The sequence below is a fragment of the Spongisporangium articulatum genome (assembly GCF_044465595.1).
Taxonomy (GTDB): Bacteria; Actinomycetota; Actinomycetes; order Actinomycetales; family Kineosporiaceae; genus Spongisporangium; species Spongisporangium articulatum.
Genome location: NZ_JBITLV010000005.1, coordinates 298017 through 313675, shown reverse-complemented (window position 1 = coordinate 313675; position 15659 = coordinate 298017). Strand labels below are relative to the sequence as shown.

Below are 15659 nucleotides of genomic sequence, written 5' to 3'. Positions count from 1 at the left end.
TAGGAGTCGTGGACGCCGTCTCCAGACACCTCAGTGAACTGATCGACCGGCCGGCCGCCGAGGTCTACGCCTTCGCGGCCGAGCCGGCCAACCTGCCGCGCTGGGCCGCCGGGCTCAGCGGTTCGATCGAGTTCGTCGACGGGCGCTGGCGCGCCGACTCGCCGATGGGCGCGGTCACCGTGGAGTTCGCGCCGCGCAACGACTTCGGCGTACTCGACCATTGGGTCACGTTGCCCACGGGCGAGACCAACTACAACCCCCTGCGGGTGCTGGCCGCCGGTGACGGCTCGGAGGTCGTGTTCACCCTGCGCCGCCGCGCCGGCGTCGGGGACGACGACTTCGAGGCGGACGCGGCCGCGATCCGGGCCGACCTGGCCACCCTGAAGAAGGTCCTGGAGAGATGAAGGCCTTCGCGGTCACCGTCCCGATCGCCGCCCCGCCCGGCGTCGTGTGGGAGGTGCTGGCCGACGTCGAGGGGCTGCCCGAGCTGACGCCGTCCATGACCGCGGTGGTCCTCGACCCGCCCGGCGCGCTCGCCGAGGGATCGACCGCGACCATCACGCAGCCGCGCCTGGGTACCTCGACCTGGACGGTGACCGAGTTCGTGCCCGGCCGGGCCTTCTGCTGGCGGGCTTCGCGGCCCGGGCTGACGACGGTCGCCGAGCACATCGTCGACGCCGACCCGGCCCGCGGGGGCAGCGTGCTGCACCTGCGGCTCACCCAGCTGGGCCCGCTCGGCTGGCTGATCGGCACGGTCTACGCCGGCCTCACCCGGCGCTACATCGCCCTCGAGGCCGCCGGCATCAAGGGGGCCGCGGAGCGGAACGGCGCACCGCGCGGTGCAGACTGGGCCGGTGACTGAACAGAGCACGGGACTGCAGCTGGGGCTGGACACCTTCGGCGACGTGACGGTCGACGACGACGGTCGCCCGGTCCCGCAGCCGCAGGTCCTGCGCGACCTGGTGGAACAGGGAGTGCTGGCCGACCGGGTCGGCGTCGACCACATCGGCCTCGGCGAGCACCACCGGGCCGACTTCGCGGTGTCCGCGCCCGACGTCGTCCTGGCCGGGATCGCCACCCGCACCGAGCGCATCCTGCTCGGTTCCTCGGTGACGGTGCTCAGCTCCGACGACCCGCTGCGCGTCTTCCAGCGGTTCTCCACCGTCGACGCGCTCAGCGACGGCCGGGCCACGGTGACCGTGGGCCGCGGCTCGTTCGTGGAGTCGTTCGGGCTGTTCGGGTTCGACCTGGCCGACTACGAGAAGCTGTTCGAGGAGAAGCTCGACCTGCTGGCCGCCGCCCGCACCGGCGGCCCCTTCGACTGGGCCGGCACGATCCGCCCGCCGCTGACCGGCCAGAGGGTCTACCCCGCACCGGCTTCCGGCCGGTTGCCCGTCTGGGTCGGCGTCGGCGGCAGCCCCGAGTCCGTGGTCCGGACCGCGCGGCACGGCCTGCCGATGGTGCTGGCGATCATCGGGGGCTCCTCGGCCCGGTTCGCGCCCTACGCCGACCTGTTCCGGCGCGCGACCGCGGAGTTCGGGGTCGGCGAGCTGCCCGTCGGCGTGCACTCGCCCGGGTTCGTCGCCGAGACCGACGACGAGGCGCGGGAACTGCTGTTCCCGCACTTCAAGGCCAACCGGGACCGGATCGGTGCCGAGCGGGGCTGGGGGCCGATGACCCGCGCGCAGTACGACGACGAGATCGAGAACGGTGCGCTCTACGTGGGCAGCCCCGAGACGGTGGCGGCGAAGCTGGTCGAGACGCTGAAGGTGCTGGGCGCCAGGCGGTTCGACCTCAAGTACGCCAACGGCCCGATGCCGCACCGACAGTTGATGCGCTGCATCGAGCTGTACGGCACCGAGGTGGTCCCGAGGGTCCGGGCCGCGCTCGGCGAGTGAACGCTCAGCGCGGCGGGCGGTGCCACAGGGTCATCCGCAGCAGCCGCAGGTAACCCATCCGCTCGTAGACCGGCTGCCCGTCGTCCGAGGCGATCAACATCGCCGGGTCACCCGGGGAGGCCAGCGTGGCCGCCCAGGTGAGCGCCGCACCGTACCCGCGCCCGCGGAAGCGCGGATAGGTGGACACCCACTCGACGTCCACGATCCCGTGCCCGAGCCGGGCGCCCGCCGTCCCGACGGGTTCGTCGCCCACGTAGCCGATGAACAGCTTCAGATCGTCGGCCAGCCAGGCCGGCGCGACCTGCGCGACGGGGGCCGACGGCACCGGGTAGGCCTCGACCAGCGTGGTCAGGAAGACCTCGACGTTGGCCGCGTCGACCGGCTCCAGCCGCAGCTCCGGCGGGGGCGGTGGCGCGGAACCGCCTGCGGGGCGAAGCATCACGGGCGGGTGGCCCATCAGGTGCCAGCCGTAGTCGCGCAGGTCCGGGGTCGGGAACGGGGACAGGAAGCAGTAGTGCCGCTCGGGCGGGTAGAACGCCTCGAGCCGGGCCACCACCGACGGCAGGTCGACGTACTCGGGCGGCTGCAGCAGCACGGCCATGTTGTCGAACACGAACGGCGAGCGCGGGTCGGCCGCCGTCACCTCGTCCCACCGGGCCGCGCGGCCGCCGCCGCGTTCGGCCATCGCGCACGTGCGGACGGCGTTGCCGCGCACGTAGGCCCGCAGTAGGGAGTCGTCGTCGGCGAGGTCCGGCTCCCACCCGTGCGTGAGGTGCTCGCTCATGATCGCGACGCTACTCCCGTCGGCGGCGACGGCCCAGAGTTCATCCAGCCACAACATTGGGCGCCTAGCGTGCGACGACATGACCATCGACCTGACCCGATCCCTGCTCGTCGACCCGGGCGTGTTCACGATCGACCGCGTCGCCGAGGCCGTCGAGCACTACCGCACCTACGGTTTCGTCGTCCTGCGCGACCTGTTCGACGAGTCGCTCATGGCCAGCATGGAGGCCGAGTGCGTCGGCGCCCAGCAGCAGGTGGTCGCGGGGGAGCTGCCCGAGCGCTACGGCTCGACCGTGTTCCTCGACGAGGAGGCGAAGGCCGAGAAGTTCGCCAACTACGTCGAGTACGTCAACGAGCTGTCGCCGACCGTGCTGGCGGCGGCCACCGACCCGCGGCTGGTCGCGCTGGTCCGGGAACTGATCGGCGAGGGCTGCTGGCTGAACGACGACACCCGGTTCGGCGTGGTCTACCAGGACAGCCGGCCGGGCAAGGAGTCCGGGTACACGCGCATCGGCTGGCACTCCGACTGGCAGTCCGCGCCGAACCTCGACCTCTGGCCGTCGACCGCGTTCACGTTCCACATCGACGGCACCAGCCCGGCCAACGGGTTCCTGCGGGTGGTGCCGGGCAGCCATCGCTGGGCGACGCCCGCGCCCTACCGGAACATCAACAACGCGCCCGTACCGGACGACGCGCGCCCGACCGGCGGCTGGACCGACGAGGCGCCCCCGTTCGCGATGCCGCTCGGGTTCGAGAAGATCCGCGGCGAGATCCCGGTCTACACCGAACGCGGCGACGTGATCCTGCACGACGCCTTCCTGTGGCACAGCGCGGCCCGGGCCACGGACGACGTGGCCACCCGCCGGCACGTGCGCGGCGGCTACTTCACCGGCGACCGGGAGGGTGACGGCCGGCGCGAGGTGTTCGTGAAGAACGCCGCCCGCTGACCTGTCGCGGTTACGCGCTGGTACAGCCGACTTTCCGCTCGTACCAGCGCGTAACCGCGGGCGGGGCCGCCGGTACCCGGCTCGGCGGCCGGCCGGTGGTGCGCTACCCTGGGCAATTCATCCTACGAATTGCGTGAGAGGCCCGCGCCCGGTGACAGCCGCCCCGACCCCCGCGCTCAGCTCCCGCTGGGCGGTCCACAGCGATACCCGCGGGCTGGTCAGCGCCTGGCCGATCTGGGTGATCGGCCTGGCCGGCTACGCCTTCGCGATCTTCAACCGCTCGTCCCTGGCCGTCGCCGGCCTGGCCGCCGCCGACCGGTTCCACATCTCGGCCTCCCAGCTGGCCACCTTCACGATGGTCCAGCTGGTGCTCTACGCGGGCCTCCAGGTGCCGGTCGGCCTGATGGTCGACCGGTTCGGGCCGCGGGCCGTGCTCACTACCGGGTTGTGCCTGCTGATCGTCGGGCAGGCCGGGTTCGCCCTGGCCGGCAGCTACCCGGCCGCGCTCGGCGCCCGGGTCCTGGTCGGCGCGGGCGACGCGATGACCTTCATCAGCGTCCTGCGCCTGGTGAACTCGTGGTTCGCCCCTCGCCGCGTGCCCCTCCTGCTGCAGGTGACCGGCGTCGTCGGCCAGTTCGGGGCGATCGGCGCCGCGATCCCGATGGCCTGGGCCCTGGACGAACTCGGCTGGACCCACGCCTACCTCGCCGCCACCGTCCCCGGCCTGGTCTTCCTGGCCGCCCTGCTGCTCGTCGTCCACGACGAACCGGGCCGGCGGTACCGCCGTGGCCCGGCGCTGTCGGCGACCGCGGCCCAGCGCAGCCTGGCCACCTCGTGGCGGCAGCCCGGCACGAGACTCGGCTTCTGGGTGCACTTCACGACCGGGTTCAGCCCGACCATGTTCGCGCTCCTGTGGGGTTACCCGTTCCTCGTGCGCGGCGAGGGGGTGGCCCCCTCGACCGCCGCCGCGCTGGCCACCTGCCTCGTGATCAGCCAGCTGGTCGCCGGGCCCGCCCTGGGCTGGCTCATGGCGGTGCGGCCCTACCACCGCTCGACCACGGCGCTCGTCATCGTCGCCGCGATCGTCCTGGCCTGGACGACGGTGCTCGTCTGGCCGGGTGACGCGCCGCTGCCGCTGCTGGTCGCCTTCGCGCTGGTGATCGGCATCGGCGGTCCGGCCTCGCTGATCGGGATGGACCTGGCCCGCACCTCCAACCCGGCCGAGCGGCTGGCCAGCGCCACCGGCATCGTGAACCAGGCGAACTTCACGGCGACGCTGAGCGTGGTCGTCGTGATCGGCATCCTGCTCGACGCGCTCTCCCCGGGCGGGTCCGGCGCCTACACCCCCGAGGCCTTCCGCTGGGCGATGGCCGCGCAGTACGTGCTGTGGGCGTTCGGGGTGGCGCAGATCGTGCGGTACCGGCGGCGGGTCCGGGCCGCCCGGGCGGCCGGGGTCACGGCTGGAAGCGGTAGCCCATCCCCGGTTCGGTGATCAGGTGCCGGGGCCGCGCCGGTTCCGGTTCCAGCTTCTGCCGTAGGTGTTTCAGGTACTGCCGCAGGTAGTGCGTCTCGGTCAGGTACGTCGGCCCCCAGACCTCCTGGAGCAGCTGGCGCTGCGCGACCAGCCGCCCGGGGTTGCGGGCCAGGACCTCCAGCAGGTGCCACTCGGTCGGGGTCAGGTGGACGTCGCCGGCCCCCTCCTCGGCCGCCGTCACCTTCCGCTCGGTGAAGTCGACCAGGTGCCGGCCCACGCGCACCGGCGCCTCGGGCGGGGCGCTCGCCGTGCGGCGCGTCACGGCCCGTACCCGGGCCAGCAGCTCGTCGACGCTGAACGGCTTGGTCACGTAGTCGTCGGCGCCCGCGTCGAGGGCCTGCACCTTGGCGCCGCTGTCCAGGCGGCCCGACAGGATCAGCACCGGGACGTCGGTCCAGGCCCTCAGCTGCTTCACGACGTCCACGCCGTCGGCGTCGGGCAGGCCGAGGTCGAGCACCACCAGGTCCGGACGTTCGGCGCGGGCCAGCCGCAGTGCCTCGGAAGCGGTTGCGGCGGTGAGGACCTCGTACTGGCGGGCCAGCAGGTTGATCCGCAGGGCCCGCACGATCTGCGGCTCGTCGTCGACGATCAGCACCTTCACGGCCGCGCCTCCTCGATCCGCTCGTCGGGGGTGGCCGGCGCCGGCACACCGGACAGCCGCAGCACCATGGTCAGGCCGCCGCCGGGGGTGGTCTCGGGTTCCAGCGAGCCGCCCATCGCCTCCAGCAGTCCGCGCGAGAGGGCCAGTCCGAGGCCGACTCCCGTGGTGTTGTCGCGGTCGCCGAGACGCTGGAACGGCTGGAAGATCCGCTCCCGGTCGGGCTCCGGCACCCCCGGCCCGTGGTCGACGACCCGGATCTCGACGGTGCCGCCCAGGCCGCTGGCCGTGACCAGTGGCGGCCGGCCCGGGGCGCTGTAGCGCAGGGCGTTCGCCAGCACGTTGACCAGCGCCCGCTGCAGCAGCCCCGGATCGGCGCTCACGTCGTCCAGGTCGGCCGGGACGGCGATCGTCACCGGCCGCGCGGCCGCGCCGAGTTCCGCGACGGCGGTCCCGACGGCCTCGGCGACGTCGAGCGGCTGCGGGGTCATGGCCAGGGCCCCCGCCTGCAGCCGGCTCAGGTCCAGCAGGTTCTCGACCAGTGCGCGCAGCCGGTCCAGCGACTCCTCGGCCGTGGCCAGCAGTTCCGCGCGATCGTCCGGGGAGAACTCGATGTCGGTGCTGCGCAGGCTGCTCACGGCCGCTGTGGCCGAGGCCAGCGGGGTGCGCAGGTCGTGGCCGACAGCGTTGAGCAGGGCCGTGCGCAGCTTGTCCACCTCGGTCATGGTGGTGGCGCGGGCCGCCTCGGCGCTGAGCCGTTGCTGCTGCAAGGCCAGCGCGGCCTGGGCACCGAACGCCTCGAGGACGCGCCGGTCGGCGGCGGCGAGCGGGCCTCCGCGGACGGCGAGGGTCACGTCGTCCGTCGCCCGCACCTCGGCGTCGCCCTCACTGGGCGTCGCGCAGGGTGTTCCGCCCACGCATTCGACCAGCTGCCAGCCGTTCTCGCCCCGCTCCAGCAGGGAGACGGAGTCCAGCCCGAAGCTCTCGCGCAGCTGGGCGAGCAGGGCGGTCAACGGCTGGTCGCCGCCCAGGACGCTGCCGGCCAGGGTGAACAGGGTGGCCGCCTCGGCCCGGGCCCGCGCGGCCTCACGGGTGCGTCGGGCGGCGAGGTCGACGACCGCGCTGACGGCGGCCGCGACCAGCACGAAACCGGCCAGCGCGAAGAGGTTCTCCGCCTCGGAGATGGTGAACCGGTGCACTGGCGGTGTGAAGAACCAGTTCAGCAGGCCGAAACCCAGTACGGCACTGAGCAGGGCCGGCAGCAGGCCGCCGACCAGGGCCACGGCCACCACCAGCATCAGGAACGCCAGGATGTCGGTCGACAGCGCCAGGTGCTCGTGGAGCGGCAGCAGGGCCGCCGTGAGCAGCGGCAGCCCGAGAGCCGCCACCACGAAACCGGCCGCCCGGCGGCGGGAACTGAGTCCACCGCCCGGCCGGGTCGGCCGCCGCCGGGCCCGGACGTTCTCGTGGGTGACCATGTGGACGTCGATCGCGCCCGACTCGGCCGTGGTGTTCACGCCGACGCCGGGTGAGAACAGTTGAGCCAGTCGCCCCCGGCGGCTGGCGCCGAGCACGAGCTGCGTGGCGTTCACGCCCCGCGCGAAATCAAGCAGAGCAGAAGGGATATCGGTGCCGACCACCTGGTGGTAGGTGCCGCCGAGGTTCTCGACCAGGTTGCGCTGGCGGGCCAGGTTCACGGCCTCGCCGCCGAGTTCTCCCGCGCGCAGCCCGTCGGAGCGCGTGACGTGCACGGCGTGCAGGTCGGAGCCCTTGGTGCGGTCGGCGATCCGGCTGGCCCGGCGGACCAGGGTGTCGCCCTCCGGACCGCCGGTCAGGGCCACCACGACCCGTTCGCGGGCCTCCCACTTCTGCCCGATCCGGTGCTCGGCGCGGTAGGCGTCGAGCTGGTCGTCGACCTTGTCGGCCAGCCACAGCAGGGCGAGTTCGCGCAGCGCGGTGAGGTTTCCGGTGCGGAAGTAGTTGCCGAGCGCGGCATCGACCTTCTCCGGTGGGTAGATGTTGCCGTGCGCCATCCGGCGGCGCAGGGCCTCGGGCGTCATGTCGACGAGCTCGATCTGTTCCGCCGCCCGGACCACCGAGTCGGGCACGGTCTCCCGCTGCGGGACGCCGGTGATCTCCTCGACCACGTCGTTGAGCGACTCCAGGTGCTGCACGTTGACCGTGCTGATCACGTCGATTCCCGCGGCCAGCAGTTCCTGGACGTCCTGCCAGCGCTTCTCGTGCCGCCCGCCGGGCACGTCGGTGTGCGCCAGTTCGTCGACCAGGGCCACCTCGGGGCGCCGGGCCAGGACGGCGTCGACGTCCAGCTCCTCGAACGCGACGCCCCGGTGGTGCCGGGTCAGGCGCGGGACGACCTCCAGGCCGTCGACCAGCGCCTCGGTTCTGCGCCGACCGTGCGTCTCGACGTAGGCCACGACGACGTCGGTGCCCCGGGCCTGTCGTCGGTGCCCCTCGTCCAGCATGCGGAAGGTCTTCCCGACGCCCGGGGCGGCGCCGAGATAGACCCGCAGCTTCCCCGCCATCTCACACCCAACCGTCCATGATCACGAGAAGTCAGAGCTGGTCGAGGGCCAGGTTGAGCTCGACCACGTTCACCACCGGCTCCCCGAGGAAACCTAGTGTGCGCCCGGTCGTGTGCTCCTCCACCAACCGGCGGACGGTGTCCACCGGAAGGCCGCGCGCCGCGGCCACCCGGCGCTCCTGCAGCCGGGCGTAGGCGGGGCTGATGTCCGGGTCCAGGCCGCTGCCGCTCGCGGTCACCGCATCGGCCGGGACGGCGGGGTCGGCGGGCGCCCCACCGCGGGCCCGGGTGCCCGCCCCGTCGGCGCAGTACGGCCGGGCCCCGCTGACCCCTTCCAGCGCGCCCACGGCGGCGCTGCGGGCGCACACCTGGGAGAGCAGGTCGGGGCTCTCGGGGCCGAGGTTGGACGCCCCGCTGGCCGTGGGGTCGTACCCGCCGGCGCTGGGACGGGACTGGAAGTACCGCATCAGCGGCTGCCCGGCGGCGTCGGTGAAGGACTGGCCGATCAGCGAGCTGCCGACCGGCCGCCCGTGGTCCGTGAGCAGCGAGCCGTCGGCCCGGGGCTTCAGCCCGGGCAGCTGCGCGAGGCCGAGAACGACCGCCGGGTAGAGGATCCCGCAGATCACGGTGAAGACGAGCAGGGCCCGCAGCCCGGCCACGGTCTGGGCCACGACGGGCCGGCGAACGCTGAGCATCACGAGACTCCCGGGATGAACTGGACCAGCAGGTCGATGAGTTTGATGCCGACGAAGGGGGCGACGACCCCGCCGACCCCGTAGATCAGCAGGTTCCGACGCAGCATCGCCTCGGCGCCCCCGGGGGTGAACCGGACGCCGCGCAGGGCCAGGGGGATGAGCGCCACGATGACCAGCGCGTTGAAGATGACGGCCGACAGGATCGCCGACGTCGGGCTGTGCAGCCGCATGACGTTCAGCGTCTGCAGGCCCGGGTACACGGAGACGAACATGGCCGGGATGATCGCGAAGTACTTGGCGATGTCGTTGGCGATCGAGAACGTGGTCAGCGCGCCGCGGGTGATGAGCAGTTGCTTGCCGATCTCGACGATCTCGATGAGCTTCGTCGGGTCGGAGTCGAGGTCGACCATGTTCCCGGCCTCCTTGGCGGCCGAGGTGCCGGTGTTCATCGCGACACCGACGTCGGCCTGCGCGAGCGCGGGCGCGTCGTTGGTGCCGTCGCCGGTCATCGCGACCAGCTTCCCGCCCTCCTGCTCGCGCCGGATGAGGGCCATCTTGTCCTCGGGCGTGGCCTCGGCGAGGAAGTCGTCGACGCCCGCCTCCTGCGCGATGGCCCGCGCCGTGAGCGGATTGTCACCCGTGATCATGACCGTGCGGATGCCCATCCGGCGCATCTGCTCGAAGCGCTCGCGCATCCCGGGTTTGACGACGTCCTTGAGGTGGATGACGCCGAGCGCCCGGGCGACGCCGTCGGCCCCGACCTCGGCCACGACGAGTGGCGTGCCACCCGCGGCGCTGATGCCGTCGACGATCGGGCCGACCTCGGACGACGGGTGGCCGCCGTTCGCCCGGACCCAGGCCATCACCGCGGCGGCGGCCCCCTTGCGCACCTGGCGACCTCCCACGTCGACCCCCGACATCCGGGTCTGTGCGGTGAACGGCACCCAGGTGGCGCCCTCGAGCTCGCCCGCGTGCCGCTCGCGCAGCCCGAACCGCTCCTTGGCGAACACCACGATCGAGCGGCCCTCCGGGGTCTCGTCGGCCAGGCTCGACAGTTGCGCCGCGTCGGCCAGATCGGTCTCGGAAACCCGGGTCACCGGTACGAATTCGCCGGCCTGCCGGTTGCCCAGGGTGACCGTGCCGGTCTTGTCCAGCAGCAGGGTGTTCACGTCACCGGCCGCCTCGACCGCGCGCCCGGACATGGCCAGCACGTTGCGCTGGACCAGCCGGTCCATCCCGGCGATGCCGATGGCCGACAGCAGGGCGCCGATCGTGGTCGGGATCAGGCAGACCAGGAGGCTGACCAGCACGATCCCGGTCACCCCGTTCCGGTCGAGGGCGAGCGTGTCGGGTGCGGCCTGGGTCGCCTTCGCGTAGATCGCCAACGGCTGCAGGGTGGCGACGGCCAGCAGGAAGACGATCGTGAGGGCCGCCAGCAGGATGTTCAGGGCGATCTCGTTGGGTGTCTTCTGCCGGTCGGCGCCCTCGACCAGGGCGATCATCCGGTCCACGAAGCTCTCGCCGGGTTTGGCGGTGATCCGCACGACGATCCGGTCGGACAGCACCTTCGTGCCACCGGTCACGGCGCTCCGGTCGCCGCCGGACTCCCTGATCACGGGTGCCGACTCGCCGGTGATGGCCGACTCGTCGACGCTGGCGATGCCCCGCACCACGTCCCCGTCGCCGGGGATCACCTCGCCGGCCTCGACCACGACCTCGTCACCCGGCCGCAGTTGCGTGGCCGGGACGCGTTCCTCGCCCGCCTCGGCGCGGATCCGGCGGGCGACCGTCGTGCGCCGGGTGTTGCGCAGCGTGGCGGCCTGGGCCTTGCCACGGCCCTCGGCCACCGCCTCGGCCAGGTTGGCGAACAGGACGGTCAGCCACAGCCAGGCCGTGGTGAGCCAGGCGAAGACGCTGGGGTCGGCGATCGCCAGCACGGTGCTGAACACCGAACCGACCTCGACGATGAACATGACCGGGTTGCGCCACAAGGTCCTCGGGTCGAGTTTGACCAGCGCGTCGGGCAGCGAGCGGGCCAGCTGGCGCGGGTCGAACAGGCCGGCCCGCGCGGACGACGGGTGCGGCGTCGGGGCCGGAACCGCCTGCGGCGGTTCGAGACTCGTGATGCTCATCAGGACACTCCTTCAGCGAGCGGGCCGAGCGCCAGGGCCGGCAGGAAGGTCAGGGCCACGACGATCACGGCGACGCCGGTGACCATCCCCACGAAGAGCGGCTGGTAGGTACGCAGCGTCCCGGCGGAGGCGGGGACGGGCTTCTGTCGGGCCAGGGAACCGGCCAGCGCCAGCACGAGGACGACGGGCAGCAGCCGGCCGAGCAGCATCACGACGCCGAGGGACGTGTTGTACCAGGGGGTGTTCGCGGAGATCCCGGCGAACGCCGAGCCGTTGTTGTTGGCCGCCGACGTGTAGGCGTAGAGCACCTCCGAGAAGCCGTGCGCCTCAGCATTGAGCATCGAGTCACGCGCCGTGCGCAGGGCCATCGCCGACGCCGTGCCGATCAGCAGCAGCGCCGGGGTGGTCAGCAGGTACAGCGACGCGAAGGTCATCTCCCGGCCGCGGATCTTCTTACCGAGGTACTCCGGCGTGCGCCCGACCATCAGGCCGGCCACGAAGACCGTGATGACGGCCAGGACGAGCAGCCCGTACAGCCCGGAACCCGTCCCGCCGGGGGCGATCTCGCCCAGCATCATGTCGACCAGGGCGACCCCGCCGCCCAGCGACGTGTACGAGTCGTGGAAGGAGTCGACGGCCCCGGTCGACGTGAGGGTCGTGGCGGCGGCGAAGGTCGCGGACTGGCTGACGCCGAACCGGGCCTCGGTGCCCTCCGTCGCCGCGCCGACCGCCTCGGGCACCGTGCCGCCCGCGTGCAGCTGGGCGACGTTGAGCGCCACGACGCCGGCCACCGCCAGCGTCGCCATCACGGCGGCGATCGCGTAGCCCTGGCGGCGGTCGCCCACCATCCGGCCGAACATCCGGGGGAGGCTGAACGGGATCAGGAGGAGCAGGAAGACCTGCACCCAGTTGGTCCACGCGGTCGGGTTCTCGAACGGGTGGGCGCTGTTGGCGTTGTAGAAGCCGCCACCGTTGGTGCCGAGCTCCTTGATCGCCTCCTGGCTTGCGACCGGGCCACCGGTCAGGTGCTGGGCGCCCCCGGCGATCGTCGTGACATCCGTTCCGGCGGAGAGATTCTGGATCACCCCGCCGGCGATCAGGGCCAGCGCGACAGCCACGCTCAGCGGTAGCAGGACCCGCAGCACGACGCGGGTCAGGTCGACCCAGAAGTTGCCCAGCCGGTCGGTGCCGCTGCGGGCGAAGCCGCGGACCAGTGCGACGGCGACGGCGATGCCGACGGCCGCGGAGACGAAGTTCTGCACCGCCAGGCCGGCGGCCTGCACGAGGTGACCGGTCGCCGACTCGCCCGAGTACGACTGCCAGTTCGTGTTGGTCACGAAGCTGACCGCGGTGTTCCAGGCCTGGTCCGGTTTCATCGCGTCGAACCCGAGGCTGAGCCACAGGCGGTCCTGCAGTCGGAGGAAGGCGTAGAGGAAGACCACGCCCACCGCCGAGAACAGGACGACGCTGCGCGCGTACACGCCCCACGTCTGTTCGGCCTCGGGGTCGACGCCCACCAGCCGGTACACGAGTCGCTCGGGACGGGTGTGACGCCGGGTCCCGGGTTCGACGACGCGGTACAGGTAGTCGCCGAACGGCCGGTGCACCAGCACCAGGGCGGCGATCAGCGAGAGCACGAACAACGCTCCCGCGAGGGACTGCGACATCAGAACCTCTCAGGGAAGATCAGGGCCACGACGAGCAGCACCAGCAGCCCGGTGGCGATCACGAGGGCGGCGGCGTTCTCGGCGGTCACAGCCGCTCCGCCCCGCGGACGACCAGCAGCAGGAGGCCGGTCAGGGCGATGGTCAGCGACAGGAAGATCAGATCGGTCACGTCCCGAGCAGACCTCCGCGCGGGGCCCCGCGGGAGGGGCGTTCACGGCATCGCTACGGTTCCGCCGTGCCTGTTCACGCGTTTTCTACGGACCTGAGCGCCTTCGTGGCCGGCCTGCCCAAGGCGGAGCTGCACGTCCACCACGTCGGCTCGGCCTCGCCCCGGATCGTGGCCGAGCTGGCCGCCCGGCACGAGGGCGACACCCCCGTCCCGGCCGACGAGGCGAAGCTGGCCGAGTACTTCACGTTCACCGACTTCGCCCACTTCATCGAGGTCTACCTGGCCGTCTCCGACCTGGTCCGCACCCCCGAGGACCTGTGGACGCTGACCTACGAGGTCGCGCGCGAGATGGCCGGGCAGAACATCCGTTACGCCGAGCTGACCTGCTCGCCGTACAACCAGACGCGGCGGGACCTGTCCGCCGAGACGTTCGTCGAGGTGATCGAGGACGCGCGGCGCCGGGCCCGCACCGACTTCGGCGTCGAGCTGGTGTGGTGCTTCGACATCCCGGGGGAGTCCGGCATCCCGGCCGCGGACGTCACGCTGGACGCCGCCCTGCGGCTGCGGCCCGACGGCCTGGTCAGCTTCGGGCTGGGCGGCCCGGAGATCGGCGTCCCGCGGCCGCAGTTCGCCCCCCACTTCGAGGCGGCCCGCGCCGCCGGGCTGCGCAGCGTTCCGCACGCCGGGGAGACCACCGGTTCGCAGACGATCTGGGACGCGCTGAACCACCTGGGTGCCGAGCGGATCGGGCACGGGATCGCCGCCGCGCAGGATCCGGCCCTGATGGCTCACCTGGCCGAACGCGGCATCACCCTCGAGGTGTGCCCGACGTCGAACGTGTGCACCCGCGCCGTCGCCTCGATCGAGGAGCACCCGCTGCCCACCCTGGTCGCCGCGGGCGTCCCGGTGACGATCAACTCCGACGACCCGCCGATGTTCTCGACCACGCTGAACCACGACTACGAGGTGGCCGCCCAGCTGCTCGGGCTCGACACCGCCGGGGTGGCCGACCTCGCCCGGGCCGCCGTCCGGGCGTCGTTCCTCGGCGACGCCGGAAAGCGCGCGTTGCTGGCCGAGATCGACTCGTACACGGCTGGTCTGACCGCGTGAGCGAGTTCGCCGGACTGTACGAGACGATCCACGCCCGCCGCGACGTGCGCGGCCAGTTCACCGGCGGGGACCTGCCGGACGACGTCCTGCTGCGGGTCCTCGAGGCGGCCCATGCGGCGCCCAGCGTCGGGCTGTCGCAGCCGTGGGACTTCGTGCTCGTCCGGGACGACACGCTGCGCAAGGCGTTCTACGAGCACGTGCAGACCGAACGCGACACGTTCGCCGCGACCCTGGACGCCGAGGCGGCGGAACGCTTCTCGCGGATCAAGATCGACGGCGTGCTCGAGTCGACCCTGTCGGTCGTCGTCACCTACGACGCCGCACGCGGTGGCCCGGCGGTGCTCGGCCGCCACGCGATCGCCGACGCCGGGCTGTACTCGACCTGCCTGGCCATCCAGAACCTGTGGCTGGCGGCCACGGCGGAAGGTCTGGGCGTCGGCTGGGTCTCGTTCTACCGCGAGCCGTTCCTGAGCGGACTGCTGGGCCTCCCCGACGGCCTGCGGCCCGTGGCGTGGCTGTGCCTGGGGCCGGTCACCCACCTGGAGGCCGTGCCCGACCTCGAACGGCACGGGTGGCGGCGCCGCCGCCCGCTGGCGGAGGCGCTGCACACCGACGGCTGGTGACTACACGTACGACTTGGTCAGCGGGACCCCGTCGTCGCCCGAGGTGACCAGGCACGTGACCTTGCGGTCGCCGGTGTCCCAGGTCTCCTTGACCGGGTACAGGAAGGACAGACCGATGCTGTCGTCCTGCAGGATCGACTGCGGAAGCCGCTTCAGGCACCCCTTCTGCGCCGCTCCCGCGACCTTCGCGTCGCCGGCGTAGACGTACGTGCTCGGGTACTTGGTGCGGTCGAACTCGAACTCCAGCACCGCCTGCGCGCCGTGCGGCTGGGAACAGGGGATGGCGTCCAGCGACGTCACCGTGCCCTCGCCGAACGACTTCAGGCAGTCGCCGACCTTCAGGTCCAGGACGCCGATCGAACCCGGGTCGGTGACGGTGCCGTCGTCCGCGCGGGTCGCGCTGGTCGAGGCCACGTAGGCGATCAGTCCGGCGAAGGCCAGCACGTACAACCCGCTGAGCACGAGACCGGCGATGGCCATGCCGCGGCCCCGCTTGCCGGTGCGCTTGATGTCGCGCAGGGCCACGATCGCGAAGATCACGGAGAGCAGTACGCCGCCGATGATGCCGAACACCAGCGCCGCGATCGCGAAGCCGCTGCGGCCCGGGTCGCCCCCGGGCTGCGCGTACGCCGGGGCGTAGCCGTACTGCTGCGCGTACGGCTGGGCCGGCTGGCCGTACTGCGGCCCGGTCGGCCCGGTCGTCGGCCCGTTCGCCGGCCCGGTCTCCTGGGCCGGAGGCGCCCCCGGGGCCGCGTAGGGCTGGCCGTACTGCGGCTGCGCGTACGGCTCGGGCTGCTCAGCGGGGCGCGCGAACGGGTCGCGCGGCGCATAGGGGTCGGTGGCCTGCGTGTACGGGTCCTGCCCGCCCGAACCGCTCGGAGTGCTCCGCGGCGTGTAACCGCCCTGGTCGTCCATGACTTTCCTTCCCCCGGAGGTGGTCCTCGGCGACCACAGCGGTCGC

The 15659-nt window shown here is 72.5% G+C and carries 15 protein-coding genes; 7 read left to right on the top strand and 8 right to left on the bottom strand.

The genetic code is table 11. The annotated features are described in order from the left end of the window. Positions 1–8 precede the first annotated feature (8 nt). Genes ACIB24_RS16525 through ACIB24_RS16515 form a run of 3 tightly spaced genes read left to right on the top strand, consistent with a single transcriptional unit; the run spans position 9 to position 1898 of the window. Complete coding sequence (locus ACIB24_RS16525) at positions 9–404, top strand: SRPBCC family protein (RefSeq protein ID WP_398282614.1); 396 nt, start codon at positions 9–11, stop codon at positions 402–404. Next, entirely contained in the window at positions 401–862 is a 462-nt protein-coding gene (locus tag ACIB24_RS16520; protein ID WP_398282612.1) for an SRPBCC family protein, read from the top strand. The genes ACIB24_RS16525 and ACIB24_RS16520 overlap by 4 nt, the downstream gene beginning before the upstream one ends. Further along, entirely contained in the window at positions 855–1898 is a 1044-nt protein-coding gene (locus tag ACIB24_RS16515; RefSeq protein ID WP_398282610.1) for an LLM class flavin-dependent oxidoreductase, read from the top strand. Before ACIB24_RS16520 ends, ACIB24_RS16515 begins: the two co-directional genes overlap by 8 nt. A gap of 4 nt (positions 1899–1902) precedes the next feature. Here ACIB24_RS16515 and ACIB24_RS16510 read toward each other — a convergent pair whose 3' ends face one another. Continuing rightward, a complete protein-coding gene (locus tag ACIB24_RS16510; RefSeq protein WP_398282608.1) occupies positions 1903–2682 on the bottom strand; it encodes a GNAT family N-acetyltransferase in 780 nt (259 codons plus the stop codon). Between the two features lie 79 nt (positions 2683–2761). Between ACIB24_RS16510 and ACIB24_RS16505 the strand changes: the two genes are divergently transcribed. Together ACIB24_RS16505 and ACIB24_RS16500 are read left to right on the top strand one after the other, a co-directional pair. Then, a complete protein-coding gene (locus ACIB24_RS16505; RefSeq protein ID WP_398282606.1) occupies positions 2762–3628 on the top strand; it encodes a phytanoyl-CoA dioxygenase family protein in 867 nt (288 codons plus the stop codon). A 151-nt stretch (positions 3629–3779) separates the two neighbouring features. Beyond that, on the top strand, positions 3780–5120 hold the full coding sequence (locus tag ACIB24_RS16500) for a nitrate/nitrite transporter (protein ID WP_398282604.1): 1341 nt from the start codon (positions 3780–3782) through the stop codon (positions 5118–5120). On the opposite strand, the gene ACIB24_RS16495 is transcribed toward ACIB24_RS16500, so the two are convergent. The 6 genes from ACIB24_RS16495 to kdpF are packed head-to-tail and all read right to left on the bottom strand — an operon-like array spanning position 5083 to position 12885. Then, positions 5083–5763 carry a response regulator gene (locus ACIB24_RS16495; protein ID WP_398282602.1) on the bottom strand — a complete coding sequence of 227 codons (681 nt, stop codon included), beginning with the start codon at positions 5761–5763 and terminating at the stop codon, positions 5083–5085. The two genes, ACIB24_RS16500 and ACIB24_RS16495, sit on opposite strands and share 38 nt — an antisense overlap. Then, a complete protein-coding gene (locus ACIB24_RS16490; protein WP_398282600.1) occupies positions 5760–8303 on the bottom strand; it encodes a sensor histidine kinase in 2544 nt (847 codons plus the stop codon). Before ACIB24_RS16490 ends, ACIB24_RS16495 begins: the two co-directional genes overlap by 4 nt. Before the next feature lie 31 nt (positions 8304–8334). After that, the gene (locus ACIB24_RS16485) at positions 8335–8997 is read right to left on the bottom strand and encodes a potassium-transporting ATPase subunit C (protein WP_398282598.1); all 663 of its coding nucleotides are present in this window, start codon (positions 8995–8997) and stop codon (positions 8335–8337) included. Further along, positions 8997–11129 (bottom strand): potassium-transporting ATPase subunit KdpB, encoded by a 2133-nt coding sequence (gene kdpB / locus ACIB24_RS16480; protein WP_398282596.1) that lies wholly within the window; start codon positions 11127–11129, stop codon positions 8997–8999. Before kdpB ends, ACIB24_RS16485 begins: the two co-directional genes overlap by 1 nt. Next, positions 11129–12796 (bottom strand): potassium-transporting ATPase subunit KdpA, encoded by a 1668-nt coding sequence (kdpA, locus tag ACIB24_RS16475; protein ID WP_398282594.1) that lies wholly within the window; start codon positions 12794–12796, stop codon positions 11129–11131. The genes kdpB and kdpA overlap by 1 nt, the downstream gene beginning before the upstream one ends. Continuing rightward, positions 12796–12885: a K(+)-transporting ATPase subunit F gene (gene kdpF, locus ACIB24_RS16470; protein ID WP_398282592.1), complete on the bottom strand. Its 90-nt coding sequence runs from the start codon at positions 12883–12885 to the stop codon at positions 12796–12798. Before kdpF ends, kdpA begins: the two co-directional genes overlap by 1 nt. A 146-nt stretch (positions 12886–13031) precedes the next feature. Here kdpF and ACIB24_RS16465 point away from each other — a divergent pair, with 146 nt between their 5' ends. Next, complete coding sequence (locus ACIB24_RS16465; protein WP_398282590.1) at positions 13032–14075, top strand: adenosine deaminase; 1044 nt, start codon at positions 13032–13034, stop codon at positions 14073–14075. Further along, the gene (bluB, locus tag ACIB24_RS16460) at positions 14072–14698 is read left to right on the top strand and encodes a 5,6-dimethylbenzimidazole synthase (protein ID WP_398282588.1); all 627 of its coding nucleotides are present in this window, start codon (positions 14072–14074) and stop codon (positions 14696–14698) included. The genes ACIB24_RS16465 and bluB overlap by 4 nt, the downstream gene beginning before the upstream one ends. Here the strand turns inward: bluB and ACIB24_RS16455 are convergent, their stop codons facing one another. After that, positions 14699–15613 carry a DUF4190 domain-containing protein gene (locus ACIB24_RS16455; RefSeq protein ID WP_398282586.1) on the bottom strand — a complete coding sequence of 305 codons (915 nt, stop codon included), beginning with the start codon at positions 15611–15613 and terminating at the stop codon, positions 14699–14701. It lies immediately after the preceding gene. Positions 15614–15659: the final 46 nt, after the last annotated feature.